The organism is Cellulosimicrobium cellulans (genome assembly GCF_024124905.1).
Classification (GTDB): Bacteria; Actinomycetota; Actinomycetes; order Actinomycetales; family Cellulomonadaceae; genus Cellulosimicrobium; species Cellulosimicrobium cellulans_G.
The window spans coordinates 279,039-301,672 of record NZ_JAMXST010000005.1; the positions used below are offsets into that span (position 1 = coordinate 279,039).

At 74.1% G+C, this 22,634-nt stretch carries 21 protein-coding genes; 12 read left to right on the forward strand and 9 right to left on the reverse strand.

Annotated elements, in window-relative coordinates:
* The first annotated feature begins 56 nt into the window (after nucleotides 1-56).
* Nucleotides 57-1,283, forward strand: coding sequence for an MFS transporter (locus NHH00_RS16465; RefSeq protein WP_253054220.1), 1,227 nt, complete (start codon nucleotides 57-59; stop codon nucleotides 1,281-1,283).
* 67 nt (nucleotides 1,284-1,350) lie between these two features.
* On the opposite strand, the gene NHH00_RS16470 is transcribed toward NHH00_RS16465, so the two are convergent.
* The 5 genes from NHH00_RS16470 to NHH00_RS16490 form a co-directional block, all read right to left on the reverse strand.
* Nucleotides 1,351-3,345 (reverse strand): ABC transporter ATP-binding protein/permease, encoded by a 1,995-nt coding sequence (locus NHH00_RS16470; protein WP_253054222.1) that lies wholly within the window; start codon nucleotides 3,343-3,345, stop codon nucleotides 1,351-1,353.
* Nucleotides 3,342-4,604 carry a peptidoglycan-binding protein gene (locus tag NHH00_RS16475; RefSeq protein WP_253054224.1) on the reverse strand — a complete coding sequence of 421 codons (1,263 nt, stop codon included), beginning with the start codon at nucleotides 4,602-4,604 and terminating at the stop codon, nucleotides 3,342-3,344. Before NHH00_RS16475 ends, NHH00_RS16470 begins: the two co-directional genes overlap by 4 nt.
* Nucleotides 4,601-5,362, reverse strand: a complete 762-nt coding sequence (locus NHH00_RS16480) for a hypothetical protein (RefSeq protein WP_253054226.1) — start codon at nucleotides 5,360-5,362, stop codon at nucleotides 4,601-4,603. The genes NHH00_RS16475 and NHH00_RS16480 overlap by 4 nt, the downstream gene beginning before the upstream one ends.
* Nucleotides 5,363-5,642: 280 nt before the next feature.
* Entirely contained in the window at nucleotides 5,643-6,080 is a 438-nt protein-coding gene (locus NHH00_RS16485) for a hypothetical protein (protein WP_253054228.1), read from the reverse strand.
* A gap of 153 nt (nucleotides 6,081-6,233) precedes the next feature.
* Nucleotides 6,234-6,743 (reverse strand): DUF6328 family protein, encoded by a 510-nt coding sequence (locus tag NHH00_RS16490; RefSeq protein ID WP_253054230.1) that lies wholly within the window; start codon nucleotides 6,741-6,743, stop codon nucleotides 6,234-6,236.
* Nucleotides 6,744-6,835: 92 nt separating this feature from the next.
* Between NHH00_RS16490 and NHH00_RS16495 the strand changes: the two genes are divergently transcribed.
* Nucleotides 6,836-7,576: a PAS and ANTAR domain-containing protein gene (locus NHH00_RS16495; protein ID WP_253054232.1), complete on the forward strand. Its 741-nt coding sequence runs from the start codon at nucleotides 6,836-6,838 to the stop codon at nucleotides 7,574-7,576.
* A 56-nt stretch (nucleotides 7,577-7,632) separates the two neighbouring features.
* Here the strand turns inward: NHH00_RS16495 and NHH00_RS16500 are convergent, their stop codons facing one another.
* From NHH00_RS16500 to NHH00_RS16510, 3 genes are all read right to left on the reverse strand, one after another.
* Nucleotides 7,633-8,448, reverse strand: a complete 816-nt coding sequence (locus NHH00_RS16500) for a GAF and ANTAR domain-containing protein (RefSeq protein ID WP_253054234.1) — start codon at nucleotides 8,446-8,448, stop codon at nucleotides 7,633-7,635.
* Between the two features lie 324 nt (nucleotides 8,449-8,772).
* Complete coding sequence (locus NHH00_RS16505) at nucleotides 8,773-9,633, reverse strand: SDR family oxidoreductase (RefSeq protein WP_253054236.1); 861 nt, start codon at nucleotides 9,631-9,633, stop codon at nucleotides 8,773-8,775.
* 37 nt (nucleotides 9,634-9,670) lie between these two features.
* Complete coding sequence (locus tag NHH00_RS16510) at nucleotides 9,671-10,423, reverse strand: PAS and ANTAR domain-containing protein (protein WP_253054238.1); 753 nt, start codon at nucleotides 10,421-10,423, stop codon at nucleotides 9,671-9,673.
* Between the two features lie 104 nt (nucleotides 10,424-10,527).
* Here NHH00_RS16510 and NHH00_RS16515 point away from each other — a divergent pair, with 104 nt between their 5' ends.
* Genes NHH00_RS16515 through NHH00_RS16535 form a run of 5 tightly spaced genes read left to right on the forward strand, consistent with a single transcriptional unit; the run spans nucleotide 10,528 to nucleotide 13,564 of the window.
* Nucleotides 10,528-11,859 carry a molybdopterin molybdotransferase MoeA gene (locus NHH00_RS16515; RefSeq protein WP_253054240.1) on the forward strand — a complete coding sequence of 444 codons (1,332 nt, stop codon included), beginning with the start codon at nucleotides 10,528-10,530 and terminating at the stop codon, nucleotides 11,857-11,859.
* A 42-nt stretch (nucleotides 11,860-11,901) separates the two neighbouring features.
* A complete protein-coding gene (gene moaC, locus NHH00_RS16520) occupies nucleotides 11,902-12,384 on the forward strand; it encodes a cyclic pyranopterin monophosphate synthase MoaC (RefSeq protein WP_047233669.1) in 483 nt (160 codons plus the stop codon).
* Nucleotides 12,381-13,037, forward strand: a complete 657-nt coding sequence (mobA, locus tag NHH00_RS16525; protein WP_253054242.1) for a molybdenum cofactor guanylyltransferase — start codon at nucleotides 12,381-12,383, stop codon at nucleotides 13,035-13,037. The genes moaC and mobA overlap by 4 nt, the downstream gene beginning before the upstream one ends.
* A complete protein-coding gene (locus NHH00_RS16530) occupies nucleotides 13,034-13,324 on the forward strand; it encodes a DUF6457 domain-containing protein (RefSeq protein WP_253054244.1) in 291 nt (96 codons plus the stop codon). Before mobA ends, NHH00_RS16530 begins: the two co-directional genes overlap by 4 nt.
* 3 nt (nucleotides 13,325-13,327) lie before the next feature.
* A complete protein-coding gene (locus NHH00_RS16535) occupies nucleotides 13,328-13,564 on the forward strand; it encodes a MoaD/ThiS family protein (RefSeq protein WP_253054246.1) in 237 nt (78 codons plus the stop codon).
* A gap of 37 nt (nucleotides 13,565-13,601) precedes the next feature.
* On the opposite strand, the gene NHH00_RS16540 is transcribed toward NHH00_RS16535, so the two are convergent.
* Nucleotides 13,602-14,111 carry a MogA/MoaB family molybdenum cofactor biosynthesis protein gene (locus tag NHH00_RS16540; protein WP_253054248.1) on the reverse strand — a complete coding sequence of 170 codons (510 nt, stop codon included), beginning with the start codon at nucleotides 14,109-14,111 and terminating at the stop codon, nucleotides 13,602-13,604.
* A gap of 230 nt (nucleotides 14,112-14,341) precedes the next feature.
* Here NHH00_RS16540 and NHH00_RS16545 point away from each other — a divergent pair, with 230 nt between their 5' ends.
* The 5 genes from NHH00_RS16545 to NHH00_RS16565 all read left to right on the forward strand — a co-directional run bounded on the left by NHH00_RS16545 (nucleotide 14,342) and on the right by NHH00_RS16565 (nucleotide 22,494).
* Nucleotides 14,342-18,301 (forward strand): nitrate reductase subunit alpha, encoded by a 3,960-nt coding sequence (locus tag NHH00_RS16545; protein ID WP_253054250.1) that lies wholly within the window; start codon nucleotides 14,342-14,344, stop codon nucleotides 18,299-18,301.
* Nucleotides 18,302-18,386: 85 nt separating this feature from the next.
* Nucleotides 18,387-20,234: a nitrate reductase subunit beta gene (gene narH / locus NHH00_RS16550; protein ID WP_253054252.1), complete on the forward strand. Its 1,848-nt coding sequence runs from the start codon at nucleotides 18,387-18,389 to the stop codon at nucleotides 20,232-20,234.
* On the forward strand, nucleotides 20,231-20,986 hold the full coding sequence (gene narJ, locus NHH00_RS16555) for a nitrate reductase molybdenum cofactor assembly chaperone (RefSeq protein ID WP_253054254.1): 756 nt from the start codon (nucleotides 20,231-20,233) through the stop codon (nucleotides 20,984-20,986). Before narH ends, narJ begins: the two co-directional genes overlap by 4 nt.
* Nucleotides 20,983-21,741 carry a respiratory nitrate reductase subunit gamma gene (gene narI, locus NHH00_RS16560; protein WP_253054256.1) on the forward strand — a complete coding sequence of 253 codons (759 nt, stop codon included), beginning with the start codon at nucleotides 20,983-20,985 and terminating at the stop codon, nucleotides 21,739-21,741. Before narJ ends, narI begins: the two co-directional genes overlap by 4 nt.
* A gap of 186 nt (nucleotides 21,742-21,927) precedes the next feature.
* Nucleotides 21,928-22,494 (forward strand): DoxX family membrane protein, encoded by a 567-nt coding sequence (locus NHH00_RS16565; RefSeq protein ID WP_253054258.1) that lies wholly within the window; start codon nucleotides 21,928-21,930, stop codon nucleotides 22,492-22,494.
* Nucleotides 22,495-22,634: the final 140 nt, after the last annotated feature.

Sequence of the window (22,634 nt, forward strand, 5' to 3'; positions counted from 1 at the left end):
CTCGACGCAACGACCTCCCCGTGCCCGACGACGGGCACCTCCCACCAGGAGTCGCCATGGCGCAGCAGCACGCGAGCGGGACCGCGGGCCCCGCCCCGACGACGACCTCCTCGACCGCCTCCCCGACCCTGATGCTCGTCCTCGCGACGATCGGGTTCGCCGTGAACTTCTGGGCATGGGCCCTCATCAGCCCGCTGGGCGCGGCGTACGGGCAGCTCTACCACCTCACCGACGTCCAGGTGTCCGTCCTCGTCGCCGTCCCGGTCGTCGTCGGCTCCCTCGGGCGCATCCCCGTGGGCGCGCTCACCGACCGCTACGGCGCGCGCATCATGTTCCCGCTGGTCAGCGCCCTGACGATCCTGCCCGTGCTGTTCGTCGGGCTCGTCGCGGACAGCTTCGTCGCGCTGCTCGTCGGCGGCTTCTTCCTCGGCCTCGGCGGGACGGCCTTCGCCGTCGGCGTCCCGTTCGTCAACGCCTGGTACCCGCCCGCGCGCCGCGGCACCGCCGTCGGGATCTTCGGCATGGGCATGGGCGGCACCGCGATCTCCGCCTTCACCACCGTGCGCATCCGCGACGCGTGGGGCGACGCCGCGCCGTTCCTCCTCGTCGCCGCCGTCCTCGCCGTGTTCGCCGTCGTGTCGTGGCTCCTGCTGCGCGTCCCGCCCGGCCGCGCGACCGCCCCCGCGGGCGGGTTCTGGGCCCGCACCTGGGCGACGTTCCGCCTGCCCGCCACCCTCCAGCTCTCCTGGCTGTACGCCGTCGGGTTCGGCGGGTTCGTCGCGTTCTCCGTCTACCTGCCGACGTTCCTCGTCAACGCCTACGACCTCACCGCGTCCGACGCCGCCGCCCGCACCGCGGGGTTCGTCGTGCTCGCCGTCCTCATGCGGCCCGTCGGGGGCGCGCTGTCCGACCGGTTCGGCGGCGTGCCCGTCTCCGTCGGGTGCTTCGCCGTCGTCACGGCGCTCGCCGCCGTCGTCGCGTTCCAGCCGTCGCTCGTGCCGGTCGGGACGATCGCGTTCCTCGGCCTCGCCGCCGCGCTCGGCGCGTCGTCGGGCGCGACGTTCGCCCTCGTCTCGAAGGTCGCGCCGGTCGAGAAGGTCGGGGCGGTCACCGGCCTCGTCGGCGCGGCCGGCGGCCTCGGCGGCTTCATCCCGCCGCTGCTCATGGGCGTCGTCTACCAGCTCGAGGGCACCTACGGCCTCGGCTTCGCGCTCCTCGCGCTCACCGCTCTCCTCACCCTGTTGTTCACCCTCGGCCCCGTCCGCCGCGCCGCCGCGACGTAGCGACCCGCGGCCTCGATGGTGGCCGGGGTCGCTATCTCGACCCGGGAGTCGCCATCTCGACGGGGGGTCACACCCGGAGCGCCTCGCTCGGTTGGATGCGGCGCGCGCGCAGGGAGGCCGCTACCCCGCCGAGCACCCCGACGACGACGCCACCCGCGACCGCGACCGGGACGTGTCCCAGGTCGAGGACCGGGGTCCAGCGTCGGGCGATGGTGATCGCCAGGAGGGCGGCGACTCCCGTGGCCGCGCCTGCGACGCCGCCGACGACACCCACGAGCGCGGCCTCCGTCATGACGAGCCGGCTCACGTGGCGCGCCTGGGCGCCGATCGCGCGCCGCATCCCGATCTCCCGGGAGCGTTCGAGCACGGACATCGTCATCGCGCTCGTCAGGGAGACGACCGAGGCGAGGATCGCTACCCCCGTGAGGACGAGGAGGATCGTCCGGACGTCGTTCTCGATCTCCCCGCGCAGGCCGCGAGGGTCGGGCGGCGCGACGATCGTGAACGCCTCGGGTGTGCTGGGCCGCAGCACGAGGGGGGCCTGCGCCGCGACCTGCTGGGCTGCGCCGGTCGCGGTGAAGACGTAGACCTCGTGCTCCGCGGCGGGTCGCAGCGCGGCCGCGACGTCGACGGGCACGAGGACCGCCTGGATGACGTTCGTGACGCGATAGCCCTGGTCGACGATGCCGCGCACCACGAACGACCGTCCGTCGAGCACGACCTGCGGGCGCGCGCTGAGCGGCCCGAGACCGAGCCGGTCGGCGATCGCCCGCCCGAGCAGCACCTCGCCGTCCCCGAGCGGGCCCGGCGTCCCGCCTGCCCAGTCGACGCCGAGCTCCGCGGCATGGTCGATGCCGTCGCCGACGCCGAGCAGGAAGGCGTCCGGCACGCTGGCGGCCTCGCCCGGCAGGGCGACCGTCATCATCCCGTTCCGGGACACGAGCGCCGCGGCGTCCACACCGGGCAGGTCCGCGAGCCGGGCGACGGCCTCCCCGGGCACGCCCGGCGCGGTCCCGTCGACGACGACGGGCAGCCCCGCCTCGGCAGCGGCGAGGGGCATCGTCAGGGTCACGGCCCGGTTGAGCCGGGCGTCGAACCGCTCGGAGACCTGGGCCTGCGCCGACGCCGAGAGACCGACCGTCGTCAGGGCCAGGGCCACCCCGACCGCGACGGAGGCCGCGAGCGTGGCGGTGCGGCCGCGTCGGGAGGCGACCGACGCGGCCGCGTCACGGACCACCGTGCGGAACCCGACCCGGTGTCGTGCCCGACGTCGGTCCTCGCCCCCGGCCGGTCCCGTCGCCTCCGGCGACGGCCCGGCGAGCAGCAGGTCGAGGCCCGCGACCGCCGTGGTGGCGGTGCCGACGCCCTCGGCCGCACCTGCACCGACGCCTCCGGTGTCGGTGACGACGAGGCCGTCGCGCACCACGAGCCGCCGCTGCGCGCGAGCCGCGATCTCCGGCGAGTGGGTGACGAGCACGACCGTCGTGCCGGTGCGGTGCAGGTCGGTGAGAAGCTCCAGCACGGACTCCGACGTCGCGGTGTCGAGGTTGCCGGTCGGCTCGTCGGCCACGATCGTCCCAGACCCGACCGAGAGCGCACGCGCGATCGCGACGCGCTGCCGCTGCCCGCCCGACAGGTCGCTGGCGCGACGGTGCGCGGTCTCCGAGAGCCCGACACGGTCCAGCGCCTCCAGCGCCCTGAGGCGACGCTCGTCGGCGGGCACGCCGGCGTAGAGCATGCCGAGCTCGACGTTGTCCACGACCGTCCGGTGGTCCATGAGGTGGAACCCCTGGAACACGAAGCCGAACGTCTCCCCGCGCAGGCGCGCCCGCTCACGCTCCCCGAGGGAGGCGACGTCCCGGCCGTCGAGCCGGTACGTGCCCGAGGTCGGCGCGTCCAGGAGGGCGAGGATGTTGAGGAGCGTCGACTTGCCGCTGCCGGACGGGCCCTCGACGGCGAGGAACTCCCCCGGGCCGATCCTCAGGTCGACCCCTCGCAGCGCCTCGACCGGCTGCGCGCCCGGGTACGTCTTGGTGACCCCCGCGAGGTCGAACGTCGTCACTCGACCTTCACCTCGTCGCCCGCCGACAGGGCGTCGGCGGTGACGGGTTCGACGGCGCTGGTCCCGCCCAGGCGCCCGAGCTCGCGGACCTCGACCTCGCGGAACGAGCCGTCGGGCTCGCGCCGCTGGACGACGGCGGTGCCGTCGGAGTGCACGGCGACGGCACGGGCCGGGACACGCAGAGCCTCGTCGGCCACCGCGGACACCGTGATCGTCGTGAGCACGTTCGCCCCCAGCCACGTGCTGTCGATCGGCTGCGCCGCCACCAACGGCACCCCGACCTCGACCGGGGCCGCCTCGTCCCCCGTCGCCGTCGGCGGGGCGGGGATCGCGCCGAGCGTGGCGTCGAGCACCGTGCCGTCGGGGCCGGAGAGCGTCGCGGTCATCCCCTCGCCGAGGACGGGAAGGACCGAGACCGCCACCTTCGCCTGCGCGACGACGGCGCCCTGGCCCAGGGTGATCGTCGCGTTCTCGGCCGTGAGCACGTCCCCCACGTCCGGCGTCGTGCCGACGACGGCGGGCAGCGAGCCCGTGACGACGAGCTCGCCGCGCGGCACGACCACGAGCTGCGCGGGGGCCGCCGGCGCGACGGAGCCGGTCGTGCCGTCGACCGGAGCGGCCGGGTCGGTGCCTGTGCCGTCGGTCGGAGCAACCTCAGATACCGCATCGCCGGTGGACGGCGCCGGCGCGTTCTGACCCGGCGTCTGCAACTCGTCGGCGGGCGCCTCGCGGGTGGTCGGCTCGTACCCGATGTCCTTGTAGAGGGCGCGCACGGCCTGGGCAGTCTGCGGGCCGAACTCCCCCAGGCCGCCCACGCGGTAGCCGAGGTCACGCAGGAACCGCTGCAGCTGCTCGACGTCCGGGCCGGTCGCTCCCTCGACGAGGTCGCGGTAGTACGGGAACGCCCCGGTGGTGGCGATGACGGGACGGCCGCTGACCTCCAGCACGACAGCGCCCGCCCGCAGCTCGGAACCCGCCGGGACCCCGACAGCCGTCACCACGGACTGGTCACCGCTCCCGGCGGCGACCTGGACGCTTGCCGCCGACTCGCGCACGACGTCCGACCGCGCAGTGATCTGCTCCGACAGCGCACCGAAGGTCACCGTCGCCACGATGTCACCGGGCGGCGGAGGTGCCGCGTTCGCGGCGACCTGTGCCGGGGACTGGAAGCTCGCCGCCGCGAACCACCCGCCCACGAGCCCCCCGACGAGGAGGACGGTCACGACCGCCCCGACGACGACGCGGCGGCGAGGAATCACCCGACCCCCGCCCCGTCCAAGATCTCCCGGGACTGCTTCTCGAAGGCATTCTTCTCCTCGAGGAGCGTGGCCAGCGCGTCCTCGTTCTCCGCGACGACCGTCGTCTGACGCTCCCACTCCGCGTCGTACAGCGCCTGCGCGTAGCCGGAGCTCTCCTGGCACTCGGCGTCGAACGTCGCGAGCCGGATCTCCTCCGCCTTCTGCTCCGGCGTCCGCTCGTTCTCCATACCGTCGGCGATCTCGCCGAACGACGCGCTCATCGTCTCGGTCGGCGTCCCACCGTCCTCGCCGTTCGGGCTCGACGGGAGATCGGTGACGCCGAGCGGCTGCATGCACGTCACCCACTTCTCGGCTGCCGCCACGACCGCGGGATCCAGGGCCGCGCCGTTCCAGGCCGACGCGCCGAGGCCGGCGAGGGCGTTGTTGATCCGCATGCCTTCCGTGGGCAGCTCCTCTCGCGCCTCGTCGACGCACGCCCAGAACTGCTCGTCCTGTTCCGGCGACCAGGACATCGACTCCTCGCTCGCCGCCCTGATGATGGCGGCGTTCGGGTCGGGCGCCCCGCTGTACCCCCACCGCGCGGCCGTCTCGACGTTGAACAGCCGTCGCCCACCGAGCGACATGGACTCCGAACGCACCGAGACGTCGACCTGCGGACGCTGATAATCGAAGCCCTCGTCCCGCATGCACGCCTCGACCAGCACGCCCTCCGCGGCGTCGCCGAGGGCGTTGTCGACCCTGTACGCGTCCAGGGGCATCACCCACTTCAGCCGGTTCTTTTCACCGTCGCCCGGCGCTGCCGCCTCGACCGATCCTGCCGCTGTTTCGTGATCGCGTTCCAAACCCCCGTCGGCCTCCATCGTTCCGCATCCCGCGACGACAAAGCAGAAGACCGCCCCACCGACAACCCCGGACAACGCTCGAACTCGCATCGCAGCTCTCAACCCCTTCAGACTTCGGCACCCGTGACCCGGGGACGTGGTGGGGCGGGGCTGTCGATGTCGTCATGTTCGACAGCCCCACGACCACCCACTACGACTACTTGCACCCGTACTCGACCGAGCCGAACGCCCCCGAGAGCAGTTCGTCGTTGAACCCAGCGGGAGCATTCCCTCCGCTGTCGCCCAAGTTGCCGTCGCCCGACCCGGGCTTGAGGCCGAAGGAAGGGCCCTGATAACCCGGGTTGATGTAGTAGAAGGCGTACTCGTACCTGCCCTTGTTGGAGACCGAGCTCACTGAGTAGCCACCGTTACCGCCGACGCCCGCGTACGTACGCCAAGAGAAGTCGTACTGGCACTCGAAGAAGGAGAAGTGACCGGCCTCGACCGAGCCCGTCCGGTAGCCGGTGTCTCGCCACTGGCACGAATACCCCAACGGGCAATCGGCCGTGGCTGCCGTCGCCGGTACCGCCAGGCCGACGCTGCCACCGAGTGCCAGCAGACCTGTGGTGACCAGGCCAATGATCGTTCGCTTCATCGCGTCTCCCTGCTTTCGGCCCCCCTGCTGAGGGCGAACGGGGCCAACCGTCGCAGATCGACCATCGGGCGCATAAGGGTTCTCACCATCTGGACCGTTTGCGGCCACCCCCTGCGTTCCGGGTGGAGTCGGGCACTAATTCAGACCGCGTCGTCAGGGGTGCGCTCCATGGACCTGTGCAGGACCAGTCGCGGAGCCGTGGGCGACGAGGCGCGGGAGGACGAACCAGAGGCCGACGAGCAGGACGAGCGCGCAGCCGCTCGACCACAGCGCCGCGGTGCGGTTCACGACGACGTCGACCACGAGCAGGACCGTCCCCGTGACGACGAACGCGAGGACGAGCACGCCGACCCGGGCGATGCGGTCGCTCAGGGTGACGAGCGCCGTCTTGCGGTGCTTGCGGAACAGCGCGCGGTGCAGGCTCACGGGCGTGACGAACAGGCCGGTGGACAGCACGGCGAGCGCCACGAGGGTGAGGTAGACACCGGTCTGGAACGAGTCGAGGTCGCCGAAGCGCTGCTGGAACGGCAGCGTGAGCAGGAACCCCGTGAGGATCTGCACGCCCATCTGCATGACGCGCAGCTCCTGGAGCAGCTCGGCCCAGTTGCGGTCGGACCGTTCGTCGGCCGACTCGTCACGCCCGTCGCTGACCTGCGTGGTCATGAGTCCTCCCTCGCGCCGCCCCTGGGCTAATCTTCCTTCTGCTGGGGTCAGGAATCGGCTCCGTCCTGATCGATCTCCGGGGACCCCCATCGATGGACGCTGTCCTGCCCTCCGACGTCGCGGAACCCGACGACGTCGTCCCTCCGGCTCTCGCCGACCTCCTCGCCGCCCTCGGCCCGGGTGACCCCCAGCCGGTCGGGCGCTTCCGCGTCGACGTCGCCACGGACACGTGGTGGTGGTCGGACGAGGTGTACGAGATGCACGGCTTCGCGCCCGGCGAGGTCGTCCCGACGACGGCGCTCGTCCTGTCCCACAAGCACCCCGAGGACCGGGAGCGCGTCGCGAGCGAGCTCGCGCACGCGGCGCGCACCGGGGAGCCGTTCGGGTCCATGCACCGCATCGTGGACGCGACGGGCCGGACTCGCACGCTCGCCGTGGCCGCGCAGGGCCGCCGCCTCGACGGCGGGGCCCCGTGGGCGGCCGTCGTGGGGTACTTCGTCGACCTGACGACCGCGCACGAGGAGGCGGCCCGGCGCGAGGCGACGGCGTCGATCCGCGCGGCGGACGCGTCACGCTCGGTGATCGAGCAGGCCAAGGGCGTCCTCATGACGGCGTTCGCGATCGGACCGGACGACGCGTTCGAGCTGCTGCGACGACGCTCGAACGACGCGAACGTGCCCGTGCGCGAGCTCGCGCGCCGGCTGGTCGCGGCCGTCGTCGACGGGAGCGTGGCGGGCGCGGGCGGAGGCGCGCTCGACGAGACTGCCCGACGTCGCATCGACCGGCTCCTCGGAGGTGCGGACGACGGCACGCCCACGGGCGCGCTCGACTGACCGACGGACCGTCCGGACCGGCCCGCGGCACGGGGCCCGCCGGGGACGGCCTCGCCTCAGTCGGCCCCGACCCCCGGGATGCGCCGCGTGTCGACGATGTGGCGCGCGATGTCGACGAGCTTGATGTTCGCGTCCTGGGACACGCGGCTCATCACCGCGAACGCGCGCCCGGCCGTGAGCGAGTAGCGCTCCATGATGATGCCCTGCGCCTGCCCGATGAGGGTGCGCGTCTGGACGGCGGACTGGAGCTGCTCCTCGGTGCGCGCGGCGGAGATCGCGGCAGCAGCGACGGCAGCGAACGTCGACGCGAGGTGGTAGTCGTCGGGCCCGAAGGCGTCGGGCGACGTCGAGTACATGTTGAGCGCGCCGTGCGCGTTCTCCGACGTGTAGAGCTGCACGCACAGCATCGACCGGACCCCGAGCTCGCGCGCGACGGCGGGCGCCCAGAGCGGCCAGCGCGCGTCGGACTCGATGTCGCCCGACTCGACCAGCGCGTGGTCGTGGACGGCGTCCAGGCACGGCCCCTCGTGGAGCTCGTACTGGAGCGCGTCGCCGCGCGCGACGAGCGGGTCGGACACCGCGGGGCTCTCGATCCGCCCGCGCGTGACGAGCGAGATGCCCGCGGACTCGCACCCCTCGACCATGGAGACCGCGAGCTCGACGACGCGGTCGAGCGTCTGCTGGAGGGTCGGCTCGTCGGCCAGCGCCCGCGCGGCGTCCGCGACGAGCCCGGCGACGCTCTGGTCCTCGACGCCGCCCACGATCTCGGGCAACCCGGCGACGCCCCCCGTCTGCGGGGCGGGGACGGTGGCTCCCGGACCCGCCGGCATGCCGACCGTGCCCTGCTCGACGCTCTGCTCGATGCTCGTCATCTCGGCCTCCTCACGGGTTCCCCGGGCCCAGCGTAGGCCGCCCTCACAGCGACCGGTACCCAGGGAGGCGGGCCGCGACGTCGTGCGCGGCCCGCCTCACCGGTCGTGCCGGAGGCCCCGCCCGGGCTGGGCGCCCGGACGGGTCGGGGGCGGTGGCCGTCTCGCCCGCACAGGGCGTGGCGGCTGGTGTCCCTGGGGCACCGCCGCTCTCGCGGCGGACCCGCCCCCGGGCAGGCGCGGACGCCTGCCCTCCGACCCTCCCGGGCGGGTCGCGGCCCTCGGCCGATCCGTCCGCGGCCCGCACGGGGAGGTCTCTTCCAGGCCCTAGAACACGGGCTTGCCTCCCGTCACCCCGAGGACGGTGCCGGAGACGTAGCTCGCGTCCGTCGGGGAGGCGAGGAAGACGAACGCCGGCGCGACCTCCGCGGGCTGCCCGGCCCGCCCGAGCGGCGTGTCCTGGCCGAACGTCTCGATCTTCTCCTCCGGCTGGGTGGCCGGTTGGAGCGGGGTCCAGATGGGTCCGGGAGCGACGGCGTTGACCCGGATGCCCCGCGGCCCGAGCTCCGCCGCGAGGTTCACCGTGAGGTTGTTGATCGCGGCCTTGGTCGACGCGTAGTCGAGCAGCGACGTCGAGGGTTGGAACGCCTGGATCGACGAGTTGTTGACGATCGCCGACCCCTCCTCCAGGTGCTCGAGCGCCGACTGGGTGACCCAGAGCAGCGCGTAGAGGTTCGTCTTGAGGACGCGGTCGATCTCCGCGGTCGTGACGTCCTCGATGGACTCGCGCCGCGCCATCTGGAACCCGGCGTTGTTGACGAGGACGTCGAGCCCGCCGAGCTCCGCGACGGCGCGCCCGGGCAGGTCGCGGGCGGTCGCCTCGTCGGTCAGGTCGCCGGGCAGGAGGGCGCACGTGCGGCCCGCCTCGCGGACCCAGCGCGCCGTCTCCTCGGCGTCCTCCTGCTCCTCGGGCAGGTAGCCGATCGCGACGTCCGCGCCCTCGCGCGCGTAGGCGATCGCGACGGCGCGGCCGATGCCCGAGTCGCCGCCCGTCACGAGCGCGCGCAGACCCTCGAGCCGCCCGCTCCCCCGGTACGACTCCTCGCCGTGGTCGGGCGCCGGGTCCATGGGCCTCGTGAGGCCGGGCGGCTCCTGCTGCTGGGCCGGGAAGGCCGTCTCGTCCGTCATGTCGTCCCTCCGTTCCGTCGGGGTCCTCTGCTCCGGCTCACGAGCGCGCGGGCTCGCGGCGGCGGGCGAGCTGGGCGTCGTGCGCGCGGGGCCGGGCGACCGGGCGCACGGCGGCGAGCGCCCCCGCGACCGTCGCCTCGGCCGTCGGGCCCACCCCGCCGGCCTTGCTCAGCGCGCGCATGACCTGCGTCGCCGTCTCCTGGACCGGGACGCCCGCCTCGCCCGCCGCCTCGGCGAGGAGCTGGCCGGCCGCGACGTCGTCGACGCCGTGCACGGCCATGAGCACGCCCTTGACCTGCTCGACGGCGGCCTGGCTGACGAACGCGCGCGTCACGGCGCGCTGCGACTCGCGCTCCAGCGCCTCCTTGTGGGTCGGGCTGACGTCGACGACGTAGCCCGCGATCTCGACGACGCGGCCGCGAGCGTCCCGGCGGCCCTGGCCCGTCACGACGACCGAGCGGGCCTTGCCGTGCCCGTCGACGATGCGGTGCGCGCACGAGAAGGGGCGGCCGGAGCGGATCGCGTCCGTCGCGGCGCGGACGACGCGGGCCCGGTCGTCGGGGTGCTTGCGCGAGCGCAGCGCGTCCAGGCTCGGCTCGACGTCCCCCGGCGTCCAGCCGTGCATCGTGTACACCTCGTCCGACCACCACCAGGTCCCGGTGCCGAGCTCGACGCGGTACTGCCCCACGAGCAGGTGCGTGCCCACGGCGAGCACCTCGGCGAGGGTTGCGGGGCGCACGGGAGCGGTCTGCTCGGGGCTGGGGGTGGTGGTCGCGGAGATCGAGGCCATGGTGTCCTCCCAAAGTTCGGGGGGCTGCGGGCCGCTTCATGACTCCGCCTCCAACCTAGCCCACTCGTCCGGAGTCGGCACCCGGGCTCCGCTACGGTGCGGGCATGACCCGCGAGCCGCGCCGGACGATCGCCCAGCACGCCGACGACGCGCTCGCGCTCGTCCGCCCGACGCCGTCGACGGACGTCCCGCTCGAGGACGCGGTCGGGGCGGTCCTCGCGGCGGACGTCGTCTCGACGCTCGACGCGCCCGCGTTCGACGCGTCCGCGATGGACGGGTACGCGGTGCGGTCGGAGGACGTGGCCGGGGCCACGACGGCGTCGCCGGTCGCGCTGCGCGTGGTCGGCGACGTCGCGGCGGGGGCACCGGGGCTCGACGCCCTCCTCGGGGTCGGCGAGGCGGTCCGGGTCATGACCGGGGCGCCGGTGCCGCGCGGCGCCGACCTCGTGGTCCCGGTCGAGCGCACGTCGACCGGGCGGTTCACGCCGGGGGCGGCCGGGAGCGGCCCCGCGACCGTCGAGGTCCACGACGCGTCGCGCAGCAACGTGCGGGCGCGGGGCGAGGACGTGCGCCGCGGTGACGTGGTCGTGGAGGCGGGAGCCGTGCTGACGGCTCGGCACGTCTCGGTCGCGGCGTCGGCGGGGCACGCGACCGTGCCGGTGCACCGCGCGCCCCGCGTCGCGGTGCTCTCCACGGGCAGCGAGCTCGTCGCGCCGGGGACCGCGCCGGGGCCGGGTCGGATCCCCGACTCCAACTCCGTCCTGCTCGCCGCGTCGGCGCGCACGGCCGGGGCGCACGTCGTGCGGCGGGGCGCGGTCGGCGACACGGCCGCCGCGCTCGTCGCGGCCCTCGACGACCTGCTGGGTGCGTTCGACGGCGCCCCGCCCGACCTCCTCGTCAGCACGGGCGGGGTGAGCGCGGGCGCGTTCGACGTCGTGCGCGAGATCCTCGACCCCGCGACGCGTGCCGGGACGGCGTGGGAGGGCGCCGTCGCCGACGCGCGGCTCGTCGCCGTCGGGATGCAGCCCGGCAAGCCGCAGGGCCTCGCGCGGTGGCGCGGCGTCCCGTGGCTCGCGCTGCCCGGCAACCCCGTGAGCGCGTTCGTGTCGTTCGAGCTGTTCGTGCGCCCCGTCCTGGACCGCCTGCGGGGCGTCCCCGGGCAGGGGCGTGCGCTCGTCGGCCGCGTCGCCGCCGAGGGCTGGTCCTCGCCGGCAGGCCGCGAGCAGCTCGTGCTCGTGCGGCACACCGCGCCCGACGGCGCCCGCGTCGTCCCGGCCGGCCGGCACCGCGACCGCGGCGCGGACCCCGCGGAGGCGCGGGGGTCCGGCTCGCACCGCGTGAGCGCGCTCGCGCACGCCGACGCGCTCGCCGTCGTCGACGCGGACGTCACGTCGGTCGAGCCCGGCGACGCCGTCCGGGTCCTGCTCCTGGACTGACCGTCGGGAACCCTCTCCGCACGCGCGTGCGAGAGTGGCGCCATGAGCCCCACGCACGACTTCACGCACCTGGACGAGCGCGGCCACGCCCGCATGGTCGACGTCACCGCCAAGCAGCCCACCGTCCGTTCCGCGACGGCGACCGGCGTCGTGCGGTGCTCGCCGGAGATCGTCGCGGCGCTGCGCGACGGCACCGTCCCCAAGGGCGACGTGCTCGCCGTCGCGCGCATCGCGGGCATCGCGGGCGCCAAGCGCACGGCGGAGCTGCTGCCGCTCGCGCACGTCATCGGGGTGCACGGCGCCGTCGTCGACCTCGTCGTGGGCGACCACGGCGTCGACGTCACCGCGACCGTGCGCACCGCCGACCGCACGGGCGTCGAGATGGAGGCGCTCACCGCCGTGGCCGTCGCGGGCCTCGCGGTCGTCGACATGGTCAAGGGGCTCGACAAGTCCGTCGAGCTCACGGACGTGCGCCTCGTCGCCAAGACCGGGGGCAAGTCCGGCGACTGGCACCGCGAGCCGTGACGGAACCCCGCCCGGCGTTCGTCTTCGACGCCGTCGTGCTGGCCGGGGGTCGTGCGGCGCGGCTCGGGACGCCCAAGCCGGGCGTCGTCGTCGGGGGCCGTCCCCTGCTGGAGCACGCGCTCGCGGCGACCGCCGGCGCGGTGCGGACCGTCGTCGTCGGGCCGGACGAGCTCGCCGACCCCGCCCGCTACGCCCTGACGCGCGAGGACCCGCCCTTCGGGGGGCCCGTCGCGGGCATCGCGGCCGGGCTGGCGGCCCTGCCCGGGCCTGACGACGGCGGCGCGGCCTGGGTGCTCGTGCTCGCGTGCGACGTCCCCCGGGCCGCGGAGGCGGTGCCCGCGCTGCTCGCTGCGGCGCGCCGGCGGACGGGCGAGGTCGCCGTGCACGCGGTGCGCGGCGGGCGCGACCAGTGGCTCGTGGGGCTCTACGAGCGGGCCGCGCTCCAGGGCGCGCTCGACGCCCTGCCCGCGCTGCACGGAGCCTCGGTGCGCCGCCTGCTCGCGGGACTGCCCGCGCTCGCCGTCCCCGACGAGGACGGCGCCACCGACGACGTCGACACGTGGGAGGATGCCCGCGAGCAGGACCGCCGCCTGGGCGCGGGTGCGGAACCGGCGCCCGACGACACCCCGGACGACAGCAGGAGGCCACGATGACGAACTTGGAGCGCTGGGTCGACGCGCTGGCGGGCGACCTCGACCTCGACCCCCAGGTGGTGGACATCGGCGCGATCCTCGACCTCGCGCGCGACGCCGCGCACGGCATCGAGCGTCCGGCCGCGCCCCTCACGACGTTCGTCGCGGGCTACGTCGCCGGGCTGGCCGCGCACGACGGCTCGGGCCGTACCGTGCAGGACGTCCTGGACCGCGCCGCCGAGCTCGCGCTCGCGTGGACGCCGGAGCCCGAGCTGCCCAGCACGGCGGCGGCCGAGACGCAGGACTGACCGATGGTGACCGTCCGCTACTTCGCCGGGGCGCGCGACGCCGCCGGCACCGAGACGGAGAGCGTCGACGCGACGACGGCCGGCGAGCTGCACGCCGCGCTCGTCGCCCGCCACCCCGCCCTGGCGGACGTGCTCCCCCGCTGCTCGCTCCTCGTCGGCGGCATCCGCGCGTCCACCGACGCCACCCCGATCGGTACGGACGAGACGGTCGACGTCCTGCCCCCGTTCGCAGGCGGCTGACCCGGCCCCGCGCCGAGCAGGCACGGATCGCCTGGTGTCAGTGGTCGCCGCCGTCGAGCTGGGTGAGGACGTGCGGGAGGAGCGGCTCCAGGACCGCCCAGCCGTCGCGCACGCCGCCCGTCGAGCCGGGCAGGTTCACGACGAGCACCCGGCCTTCCGGGCCCGACGCGATCCCCGCGAGCCCGCGCGACAGCACGGCGGCCGGCACGTGCGCGGCGCCGCGCCGGCGCAGCTCCTCCGCGACGCCGGGGAGCTCCTGCGCCAGGACCTCGCGCGTCCCCTCGGGCGTGAGGTCGCGCGGCCCGACGCCGGTCCCGCCGGTCGTGAGCACGACGCGCGCTCCCCCGGCCACGGCCCGGTCGACGGCATCGCGGACGGAGGCGACGCCGTCGGGCACGAGGTCCGTGACGACCGGCCAGCCCGCCGCCTCCAGGAGCCCCGCGAGGAGCGGGCCCGAGCGGTCCTCCGCCTCGCCGCGCGAGCAGCGGTCGGACACGGTGACGACGGCGACGGTCGCGTCCGCGGCCGGTCCGGTGGCTTGGCTCATGGCGCCACGGTAGCGACCCGCGTGGCCGGGTAGGGCGGGGTGTCGGGCGCGTCGCGCTCGGCGCGCGCGATCCGCCCGTTCTGGGCATAGTGGCTGTGGACCGACCCGCCGTCCCTGCTCGCCCAGGAGGCCCGCATGTCGTACGTGTCCGTGCCGTCAGCGCTGCCGGTGCGTGGGCCCTCGCGACCGCTCCGTGCCCGGCCCTCGACGTCCGGCGGCGGGCGAGCGGCATGACGACGACGTCGGACGGTCCCGTCGAGGACGCGCTGCTGCGGCTCGGCAAGCACCTGCGGCGCGGGCAGGTGTCCGACGACCTGCGGCAGGTGTTCCTGACCGGCGGGCGCCAGGGCGACGTGTTCTACCGCGACCGCTGGTCCCACGACAAGGTCGTGCGCTCCACCCACGGCGTGAACTGCACCGGGTCCTGCTCCTGGAAGGTCTACGTCAAGGACGGCATCATCACCTGGGAGACCCAGCAGACCGACTACCCCTCCGTCGGCCCCGACTCCCCCGAGTACGAACCCCGCGGCTGCCCCCGCGGCGCCGCGTTCTCCTGGTACACCTACTCCCCCACCCGCGTGCGCTACCCCTACGTCCGCGGCACCCTCCTGGACGCCTACCGCGCCGCCCGCGCCGCCACCGGCGACCCCGTCCTGGCCTGGGAACGCCTCACCACCGACCCCCAGACCGCACGGCGCTACAAGTCCGCGCGCGGCAAGGGCGGGCTCGTGCGCGCCACCTGGGACGAGGCCGCCGAGATCGTCGCCGCCGCCCACGTCCACACCATCAAGACCTACGGACCCGACCGCATCGCCGGGTTCTCCCCCATCCCCGCCATGTCCATGGTGTCCCACGGCGTCGGGGCCCGGTTCGTCCAGATGCTCGGCGGCACCATGCTCTCGTTCTACGACTGGTACGCCGACCTCCCGGTCGCCTCCCCCCAGGTCTTCGGCGACCAGACCGACGTCCCCGAGTCCGCCGACTGGTGGAACTCCACCTACTGCATCATGTGGGGCTCCAACGTCCCGGTCACGCGCACCCCCGACGCGCACTTCATGACCGAGGCCCGCTACCGCGGGCAGAAGGTCGTCGTCGTCTCCCCCGACTACGCCGACAACACCAAGTTCGCCGACGAGTGGCTCGCACCCCATCCCGGCACCGACGGCGCCCTCGCCCAGGCCATGGGCCACGTCATCCTCACCGAGCACTACGCGCAGCGCCGCACCCCGCAGTTCGCCGAGTACGCGGCGCGCTTCACCGACCTCCCGCACCTCGTCGTCCTCGACGAGCACGGCGACGCGCCGGGGCCCGGCCGCGCCACCTACGTCCCGGGGAAGTTCCTCACCGCGGCGGACCTGCCCGACGGCGTCGGGCGCCCCGGCGACGACGACGCCGCCTCCTCGAACGCGCGCTTCAAGACCGTCGTGCTCGACGCCGACGGCACGCCGCGCGTCCCGAACGGGAGCCTCGGCCACCGCTACGGCGAGGCCGACGCGGGCCGCTGGAACCTCGACCTCGGCGACATCGACCCGCTGCTCTCGGTCGCCGACCCGCACGGCGTCTTCTGGGGTGCCCCGCAGGCCGCCCCCACTCGCGACACCGTCCCCGGGCGACCGCCGTCGGCCGACCAGGGCTCTACCTCGCCCGACCAGGGCTCTACCTCGGCCGACCAGGGCTCTACCTCGGGGTACCAGGGCTCTCCCTCGGCGGAGCTCACCTACGAGACGGTCGCCGTCGCGCTGCCGCGGTTCGACCTCGACCCGACGCCGGGCGACGAGGCCGCCGCGCACCTGGGCGGCGCGGGCGTCGTCGTGCGCGGGGTCCCGGCCCGCCGCGTCGGCGGGCGGCTCGTCACGACGGTGCTGGACCTGCTGCTCGCGCAGTACGGCGTGAACCGCCCGGAGCTGGGGCTGCCCGGCGAGTGGCCCGCGGGCTACGACGACGACGCGACGCCCGCGACGCCCGCGTGGCAGGAGCGGTTCACCGGGGTCCCGGCCGCGGCGGCCGAGCGCATCGGGCGGGAGTTCGCGCAGAACGCGCTGGACTCGGGCGGTCGCTCGATGATCATCATGGGTGCGGGCACCAACCACTGGTTCCACTCCGACACGATCTACCGCGCGATGCTCGCGCTCACGACGCTCACCGGCTGCCAGGGCGTGAACGGCGGCGGGTGGGCGCACTACGTGGGGCAGGAGAAGTGCCGGCCGGTCACGGGCTGGGCGCAGTACGCGGGCGGCCTGGACTGGTCGCGCCCGCCGCGGCAGATGATCGGCACCGCGTTCTGGTACCTCGCGACGGACCAGTGGCGCTACGACGGCCTGCCCGCGGACGCGCTCGCGTCGCCGCTCGCGCAGGGACAGTTCTCCGGGCGCACGACGGCGGACACGCTCGTCGAGTCGGCGCAGCGCGGCTGGATGCCGAGCTACCCGACGTTCGACCGCAACCCGCTCGACCTGGTGGACGAGGCCCGCGCGGCGGGCAAGGAACCCGCGCAGCACGTGGTCGACGAGCTCAAGGCAGGGAACCTGCGGTTCGCGTGCGAGGACCCGGACGACCCCGCGAACTTCCCCCGCGTCGTGACGGTGTGGCGCGCGAACATCCTCGGGTCGTCGGGCAAGGGCAACGAGTACTTCCTCAAGCACCTGCTCGGCACGGACGCCGCGGTCAACGCGGCCGAGTCGAGCCCCGAGCGCCGCCCGCGGTCGATGACCTGGCGGGACGAGGCGCCGCAGGGCAAGCTCGACCTGCTCGTCACGCTCGACTTCCGCATGACGTCGACGACGCTGTTCTCCGACGTCGTGCTGCCGGCGGCCACCTGGTACGAGAAGCACGACCTGTCCTCGACGGACATGCACCCGTTCGTGCACTCGTTCAACCCGGCGATCAGCCCGCCGTGGCAGACGCGGACCGACTTCGACATCTTCCACACGCTGGCGGGGAAGGTGTCCGAGCTCGCGGTGACGCACCTCGGGGTCCGGGAGGACCTCGTCGCGGCGCCGCTCGCGCACGACACCCCTGACGAGATGGCGGTCCCGCACGGCGCGCTCACCGACTCGGGCCTGCCCGTGACGGAGCGCGAGCTCGTGCCGGGCGTGACGATGCCGAAGCTCGTGGTCGTCGAGCGGGACTACCCGGCGTTCGCCGCGCGCATGGCGTCGCTCGGCCCGCTCACGGAGAAGGCGGGCATGGTGACCAAGGGCGTGCACTTCTCGCCCGCGCCCGAGGTCGCCGACCTCGGACGTCGCAACGGCCTCGTCCAGGACGGTCCTGCGGCCGGGCGCCCGCGCCTGGACCGCGACACGCACGCGTGCGAGATGATCCTCGCGCTGTCGGGGACGACGAACGGCCGGCTCGCGGTGCAGGGGTTCGAGCACGTGGAGCAGCGCACGGGTACCCGGCTCGCGGACCTCGCCCTGGACGAGCAGGGCAAGCGCGTGACGTTCCCGGACGTGCAGTCGCGCCCGACGCCGGTCATCACCTCTCCCGAGTGGTCCGGGTCGGAGCACGGGGGCCGCCGGTACTCGGCGTTCGTCGTCAACGTGGAGCGGCTCAAGCCGTGGCACACGCTCACGGGTCGCCAGCACCTCTACCTCGACCACGACTGGATGATCGAGCTCGGCGAGCACATGCCGATCTTCCGGCCGCCGCTCGACATGCACCGCCTGTTCGGCGACTCGCCGGTCGTGGGCGACACGTCGCCGTCGGGCTACCCTGCCTCCGGCGGTCACGCCGAGGTCGCGGTGCGGTACCTGACGCCGCACAACAAGTGGTCGATCCACTCGGAGTACCAGGACAACCTCTTCATGCTGTCCCTGTCCCGCGGTGGCCCGAATGTCTGGATGTCGCCCGCCGACGCCGCCAAGATCGGGGTCGCGGACAACGAGTGGATCGAGGCGTACAACCGCAACGGCGTGGTCGTGGCGAGGGCGGTGGTCAGCCACCGGATGCCTGAGGGCACGGTGTACATGCACCACGCGACCGACCGCACGATCGACGTCCCGCTCGCCGAGACGTCCGGGCTGCGCGGCGGCATCCACAACTCGCTCACGCGCATCCTCCTCAAGCCGACGCACCTCGCGGGCGGGTACGCCCAGCTCTCCTACGCGTTCAACTACCTCGGGCCCACGGGGAACCAGCGCGACGAGATGACCGTCATCCGCCGACGCAGCCAGGAGGTGCGGTACTCGTGACACGCGTGACACTCGTGACCCGGAGCGGAACGGCGCGGGGCCCGGCCGCGGGCAGGGTGTCGTCGGCGCGGGAGGGGGTGGCGTCGTGCGGGTGATGGCGCAGATGTCGATGGTGATGAACCTGGACAAGTGCATCGGGTGTCACACGTGCTCGGTCACGTGCAAGCAGGCCTGGACCAACCGCACCGGGGTCGAGTACGTGTGGTTCAACAACGTCGAGACCCGTCCCGGCCTGGGGTACCCGCGCACCTACCAGGACCAGGAACGCTGGCAGGGCGGCTGGGTCCGGACCACGAAGGGCAAGCTGAAGCTGCGCGCCGGGGGCCGGTTGAAGAAGCTCGCCACGATCTTCTCCAACCCCGTCCTGCCCTCCATCCACGACTACTACGAACCGTGGACGTATGAGTACGACATGCTCCTGTCGGCCCCCCAGGGCCCCCACACCCCCGTCGCACGCCCCACGTCGCTGCTGACGGGCAAGGACATGACCATCTCCTGGTCGGCGAACTGGGACGACGACCTCGCCGGCTCCACCACCACCATGGACCAGGACCCGGTCCTGCAGCACATGTCTGAGCACGTCGCGACCGAGTTCGACAAGACGTTCATGTTCTACCTGCCCCGCATCTGCGAGCACTGCCTCAACCCCGCCTGCGTCGCGTCCTGCCCGTCGGGGGCCATGTACAAGCGGGCCGAGGACGGCATCGTCCTCGTGGACCAGGACCAGTGCCGCGGGTGGCGCATGTGCGTCACCGGCTGCCCCTACAAGAAGGTCTACTTCAACCACAAGACCGGCAAAGCCGAGAAATGCACCCTGTGCTACCCCCGCATCGAGGTCGGCCTGCCCACCGTGTGCTCCGAGACGTGCGTGGGACGCCTGCGCTACCTCGGCCTCGTCCTGTACGACGCCGACAAGGTCACCCACGCCGCCGCCGTCCAGGACGAGCACGACCTCCTCGCCGCCCAACGCGCCGTCTTCCTCGACCCGAACGACCCCCAGGTCATCGCCGCCGCACGACAAGAGGGCATCCCCGAGGACTGGATCACCGCCGCCCAACGCTCCCCCATCTGGGACCTCATCACGAAGTACGAGGTCGCCCTCCCCCTGCACCCCGAGTACCGCACCCTGCCCATGGTCTGGTACATCCCACCCCTGTCCCCCGTCGTCGACGTCGTCGCAGCGTCGGGCAACGACGGCGAAGACGGACGCACCCTGTTCGCCGCCATCTCGAAGCTGCGCATCCCCCTGGAATACCTCGCCGGACTCTTCACCGCCGGAGACACCGCCCCCGTCGAGAAGGTCCTGCGCCGCCTGGCCGCCATGCGCTCCTACATGCGCGACCTCAACCTCGGCCACGAACCCGACGAACACACCGCGGCCGCCGTCGGCATGACCGGACAACAGGTCCAGGAGATGTACCGCCTCCTCGCGATCGCGAAGTACGAAGACCGGTACGTCATCCCCACCGCCCACACCGAGATCGCCCGCGAGCTCGACGAGCTCTCCTGTTCCCTCGACTACGACGGCGGCCCCGGCATGGGCGGCATGGGCCTCACCGGCGGCGGCCCGTTCGGCGAGACGTCGGGGAGCCCGGTGCCCGTCGCGGTCGAGAACTTCCACGTCCTCCAGGCGCGCCAGACGGCGGACTCGCCGTACGGGCCCTCGACACCGGGCCGCGTGAACCTCCTCAACTGGGACGGCAACGGCCGCCCGCCCGGGCTCTTCCCGCCGGGCGAGGACGCGACGACCGGCGGGACCGGCGCGGGCACCGGGACCGGCGGCGTCACGCCCGGGGGCCCCGGTTCGCTGCCCGGGGGTCGGCAGGACGCGCGCCACGACACGATCCCCGGCCCGTCGGCGCCCGGTCGACCGGCGGCCGGACCGGCACCCGAGAACGGGCCTGGCGTCGAGCCCGACGGGGGCATCCGATGAGGACGCGCTCCCTGCTCCCGACCCCGGCGCTGCGTCCCGGGGCACGACCTCGCGGGCCGCAACCCGACCACCTGTCGCCGGTCGCGGCGTCGGACACCCAGCGCCGCACGGCGCACATGGCCGCGTCCGTGCTGCTCGCCTACCCCGACGCGGACGTGCTCGACGCGGCCGTCGCCGTCCGGGCCTCGACGCCGGGGCTGCCCGCGCCGGTCCGCGAGCGCCTCGACGCGTTCTGCGACGCGCTGCCGGCGCCGGCGGACGCGCAGGGCCTGCGCGACCTCCAGGCCCGCTACGTCGCGACGTTCGACCTCAAGCGCAAGTGCTCGATGTACCTGTCGTACTACGCCGCGGGCGACACCCGGCGGCGCGGGACGGCCCTCGTCGCGTTCGTCGAGGCGTACCGGGCCGCGGGCTGGGAGGTCACGGGCTCGGAGCTGCCCGACTACCTGCCGACCGTGCTCGAGTTCTCGGCCCGCACCGAGGGCGACGACGCCACGATCGCCGCGGGGCTGCTCGCCTCGCACCGCGACGGGATCGAGGTGCTGCGGACCGCGCTCGAGAGCATGGCGAGCCCGTGGACCGGGCTGGTCGAGGCGGTGTGCCTCACCCTGCCGCCGCTCGACGCGCGCACGCGGGAGCGGTACGTCGAGCTCGTGACGGCGGGTCCGCCCGCCGAGCTCGTGGGGATGGAGCCGTTCGCGCTGGAGCCGTACGGCAGCGGGTCCGGCCGAACCGGAGGAGCGGTGCGATGAGCGGGGTGAGCACGGGCGAGATCCTGCTGTGGGTCGTGTTCCCGTACGTGACGTTCGCGGTGTTCGTCGTGGGGTCGGTCTGGCGGTACCGGTACGACAAGTTCGGCTGGACCACGCGGTCGAGCGAGCTCTACGAGAAGCGGCTCCTGCGGCTCGGCTCCCCGCTCTTCCACTTCGGGCTGCTCTTCGTGATCCTCGGGCACCTCATGGGCCTCGTCATCCCCACGTCGTGGACGGAGGCGGTGGGCATCCAGGAGGTCGCCTACCACTTCGTCGCCACGTACATGGGGTCGATCGCGGCGGTCGCGCTCGTCGCCGGGCTGCTCATCCTCGTCTACCGGCGCCGCACCACCGGTCCCGTCTTCCGCGCGACGACGCGCATGGACAAGACGATGTACGTGTTCCTCGCGGCGTCGATCCTGCTCGGGTCGTGGGCGACCGTGCAGACGCAGCTCCTCGCCGGCGGCCACGGGTACGACTACCGAGAGACGATCTCCCCCTGGTTCCGGTCGCTGTGGTACCTCCAGCCGCAGCCCGCGCTCATGGAGGGCGTGCCCGCGGCGTTCCAGCTCCACATCGTCGCCGCCAACCTGCTGTTCATCCTGTGGCCGTTCACGCGGCTCGTGCACGCGTTCTCCGCGCCGGTGCCCTACCTGTTCCGCCCGTACGTGGTGTACCGGTCGCGCGAGGCGTCGGTCGCCGCGCGCGCCCCGCGGCCCGGCTGGGACCCCTCGGAGCGCCCGCGCGGGCGGTGATCCGCGTCAGCAGCGCCGCACCCGCGGAGCACCAGGTCAGCGGCCGGAAATCACCGTGGCGCCCCGAGCGGCCACCGGGGACCACCGGGTGAAATGGGCGCCGCGGCGACCACGGAACGCCCCGACGCCCCCTCCTTCCAGGGGCGGTCACCCCGACCGTGACCGTCACCCGGAAGAGGTTCGAGCATGTCCACCACCGCCCCGACGACCGCCGGTCGCCCCCGCGCCGTCCGCCCGTCCGCGTCGTCCACCACGCCCGCCGCCCGGCGCCGCGCGTCCGTCCTGCCGGCGCGCCTGGCCGGCCGCGTCGACGCTGCCGTCGCCGCCACCGCGCGCTTCCTCACGCGCTGGTCCGTGCCCGCGCTGCGCGTCGCCCTCGGCCTCGTGTTCCTCGGGTTCGGCGTCCTGAAGTTCTTCCCCGGCGCGAGCCCGGCGGAGTCGATCGCGGCGCGGACCGTCGAGACGCTCACGTTCGGCCTCGTCGGCGGGACGGCGGCCGTGATCTTCACCGCGGTCCTCGAGACCTTCATCGGCCTGGCCCTCCTCACGGGCCGCCTCCTGCGGGCCGGGCTGGTCGCTCTCGCCGTCGCGATGGCCGGCATCCTGTCGCCGATCGTCCTGTTCGCCGGCGAGCTGTTCGGCCACGGCATGACCCTCCTGGGCCAGTACGTGCTCAAGGACCTCGTGCTCGTCGCCGGCGCTGCCGTCGTGGCGGCGGTCGCCCTCGGTGCCCGGCTGAAGCTCGACGCATGACACCCAGGCGCTCCCACGCCTTCCACGACCCGACGAGAAGGACCCCGTGACCGGCACAGGACACGGGGTCCTTCGCTCTCCAGACGCCCAGCACGCGGCGTCGGACCCGCTCGTTACGCTTCCTCGCGACCGGCTGTGCG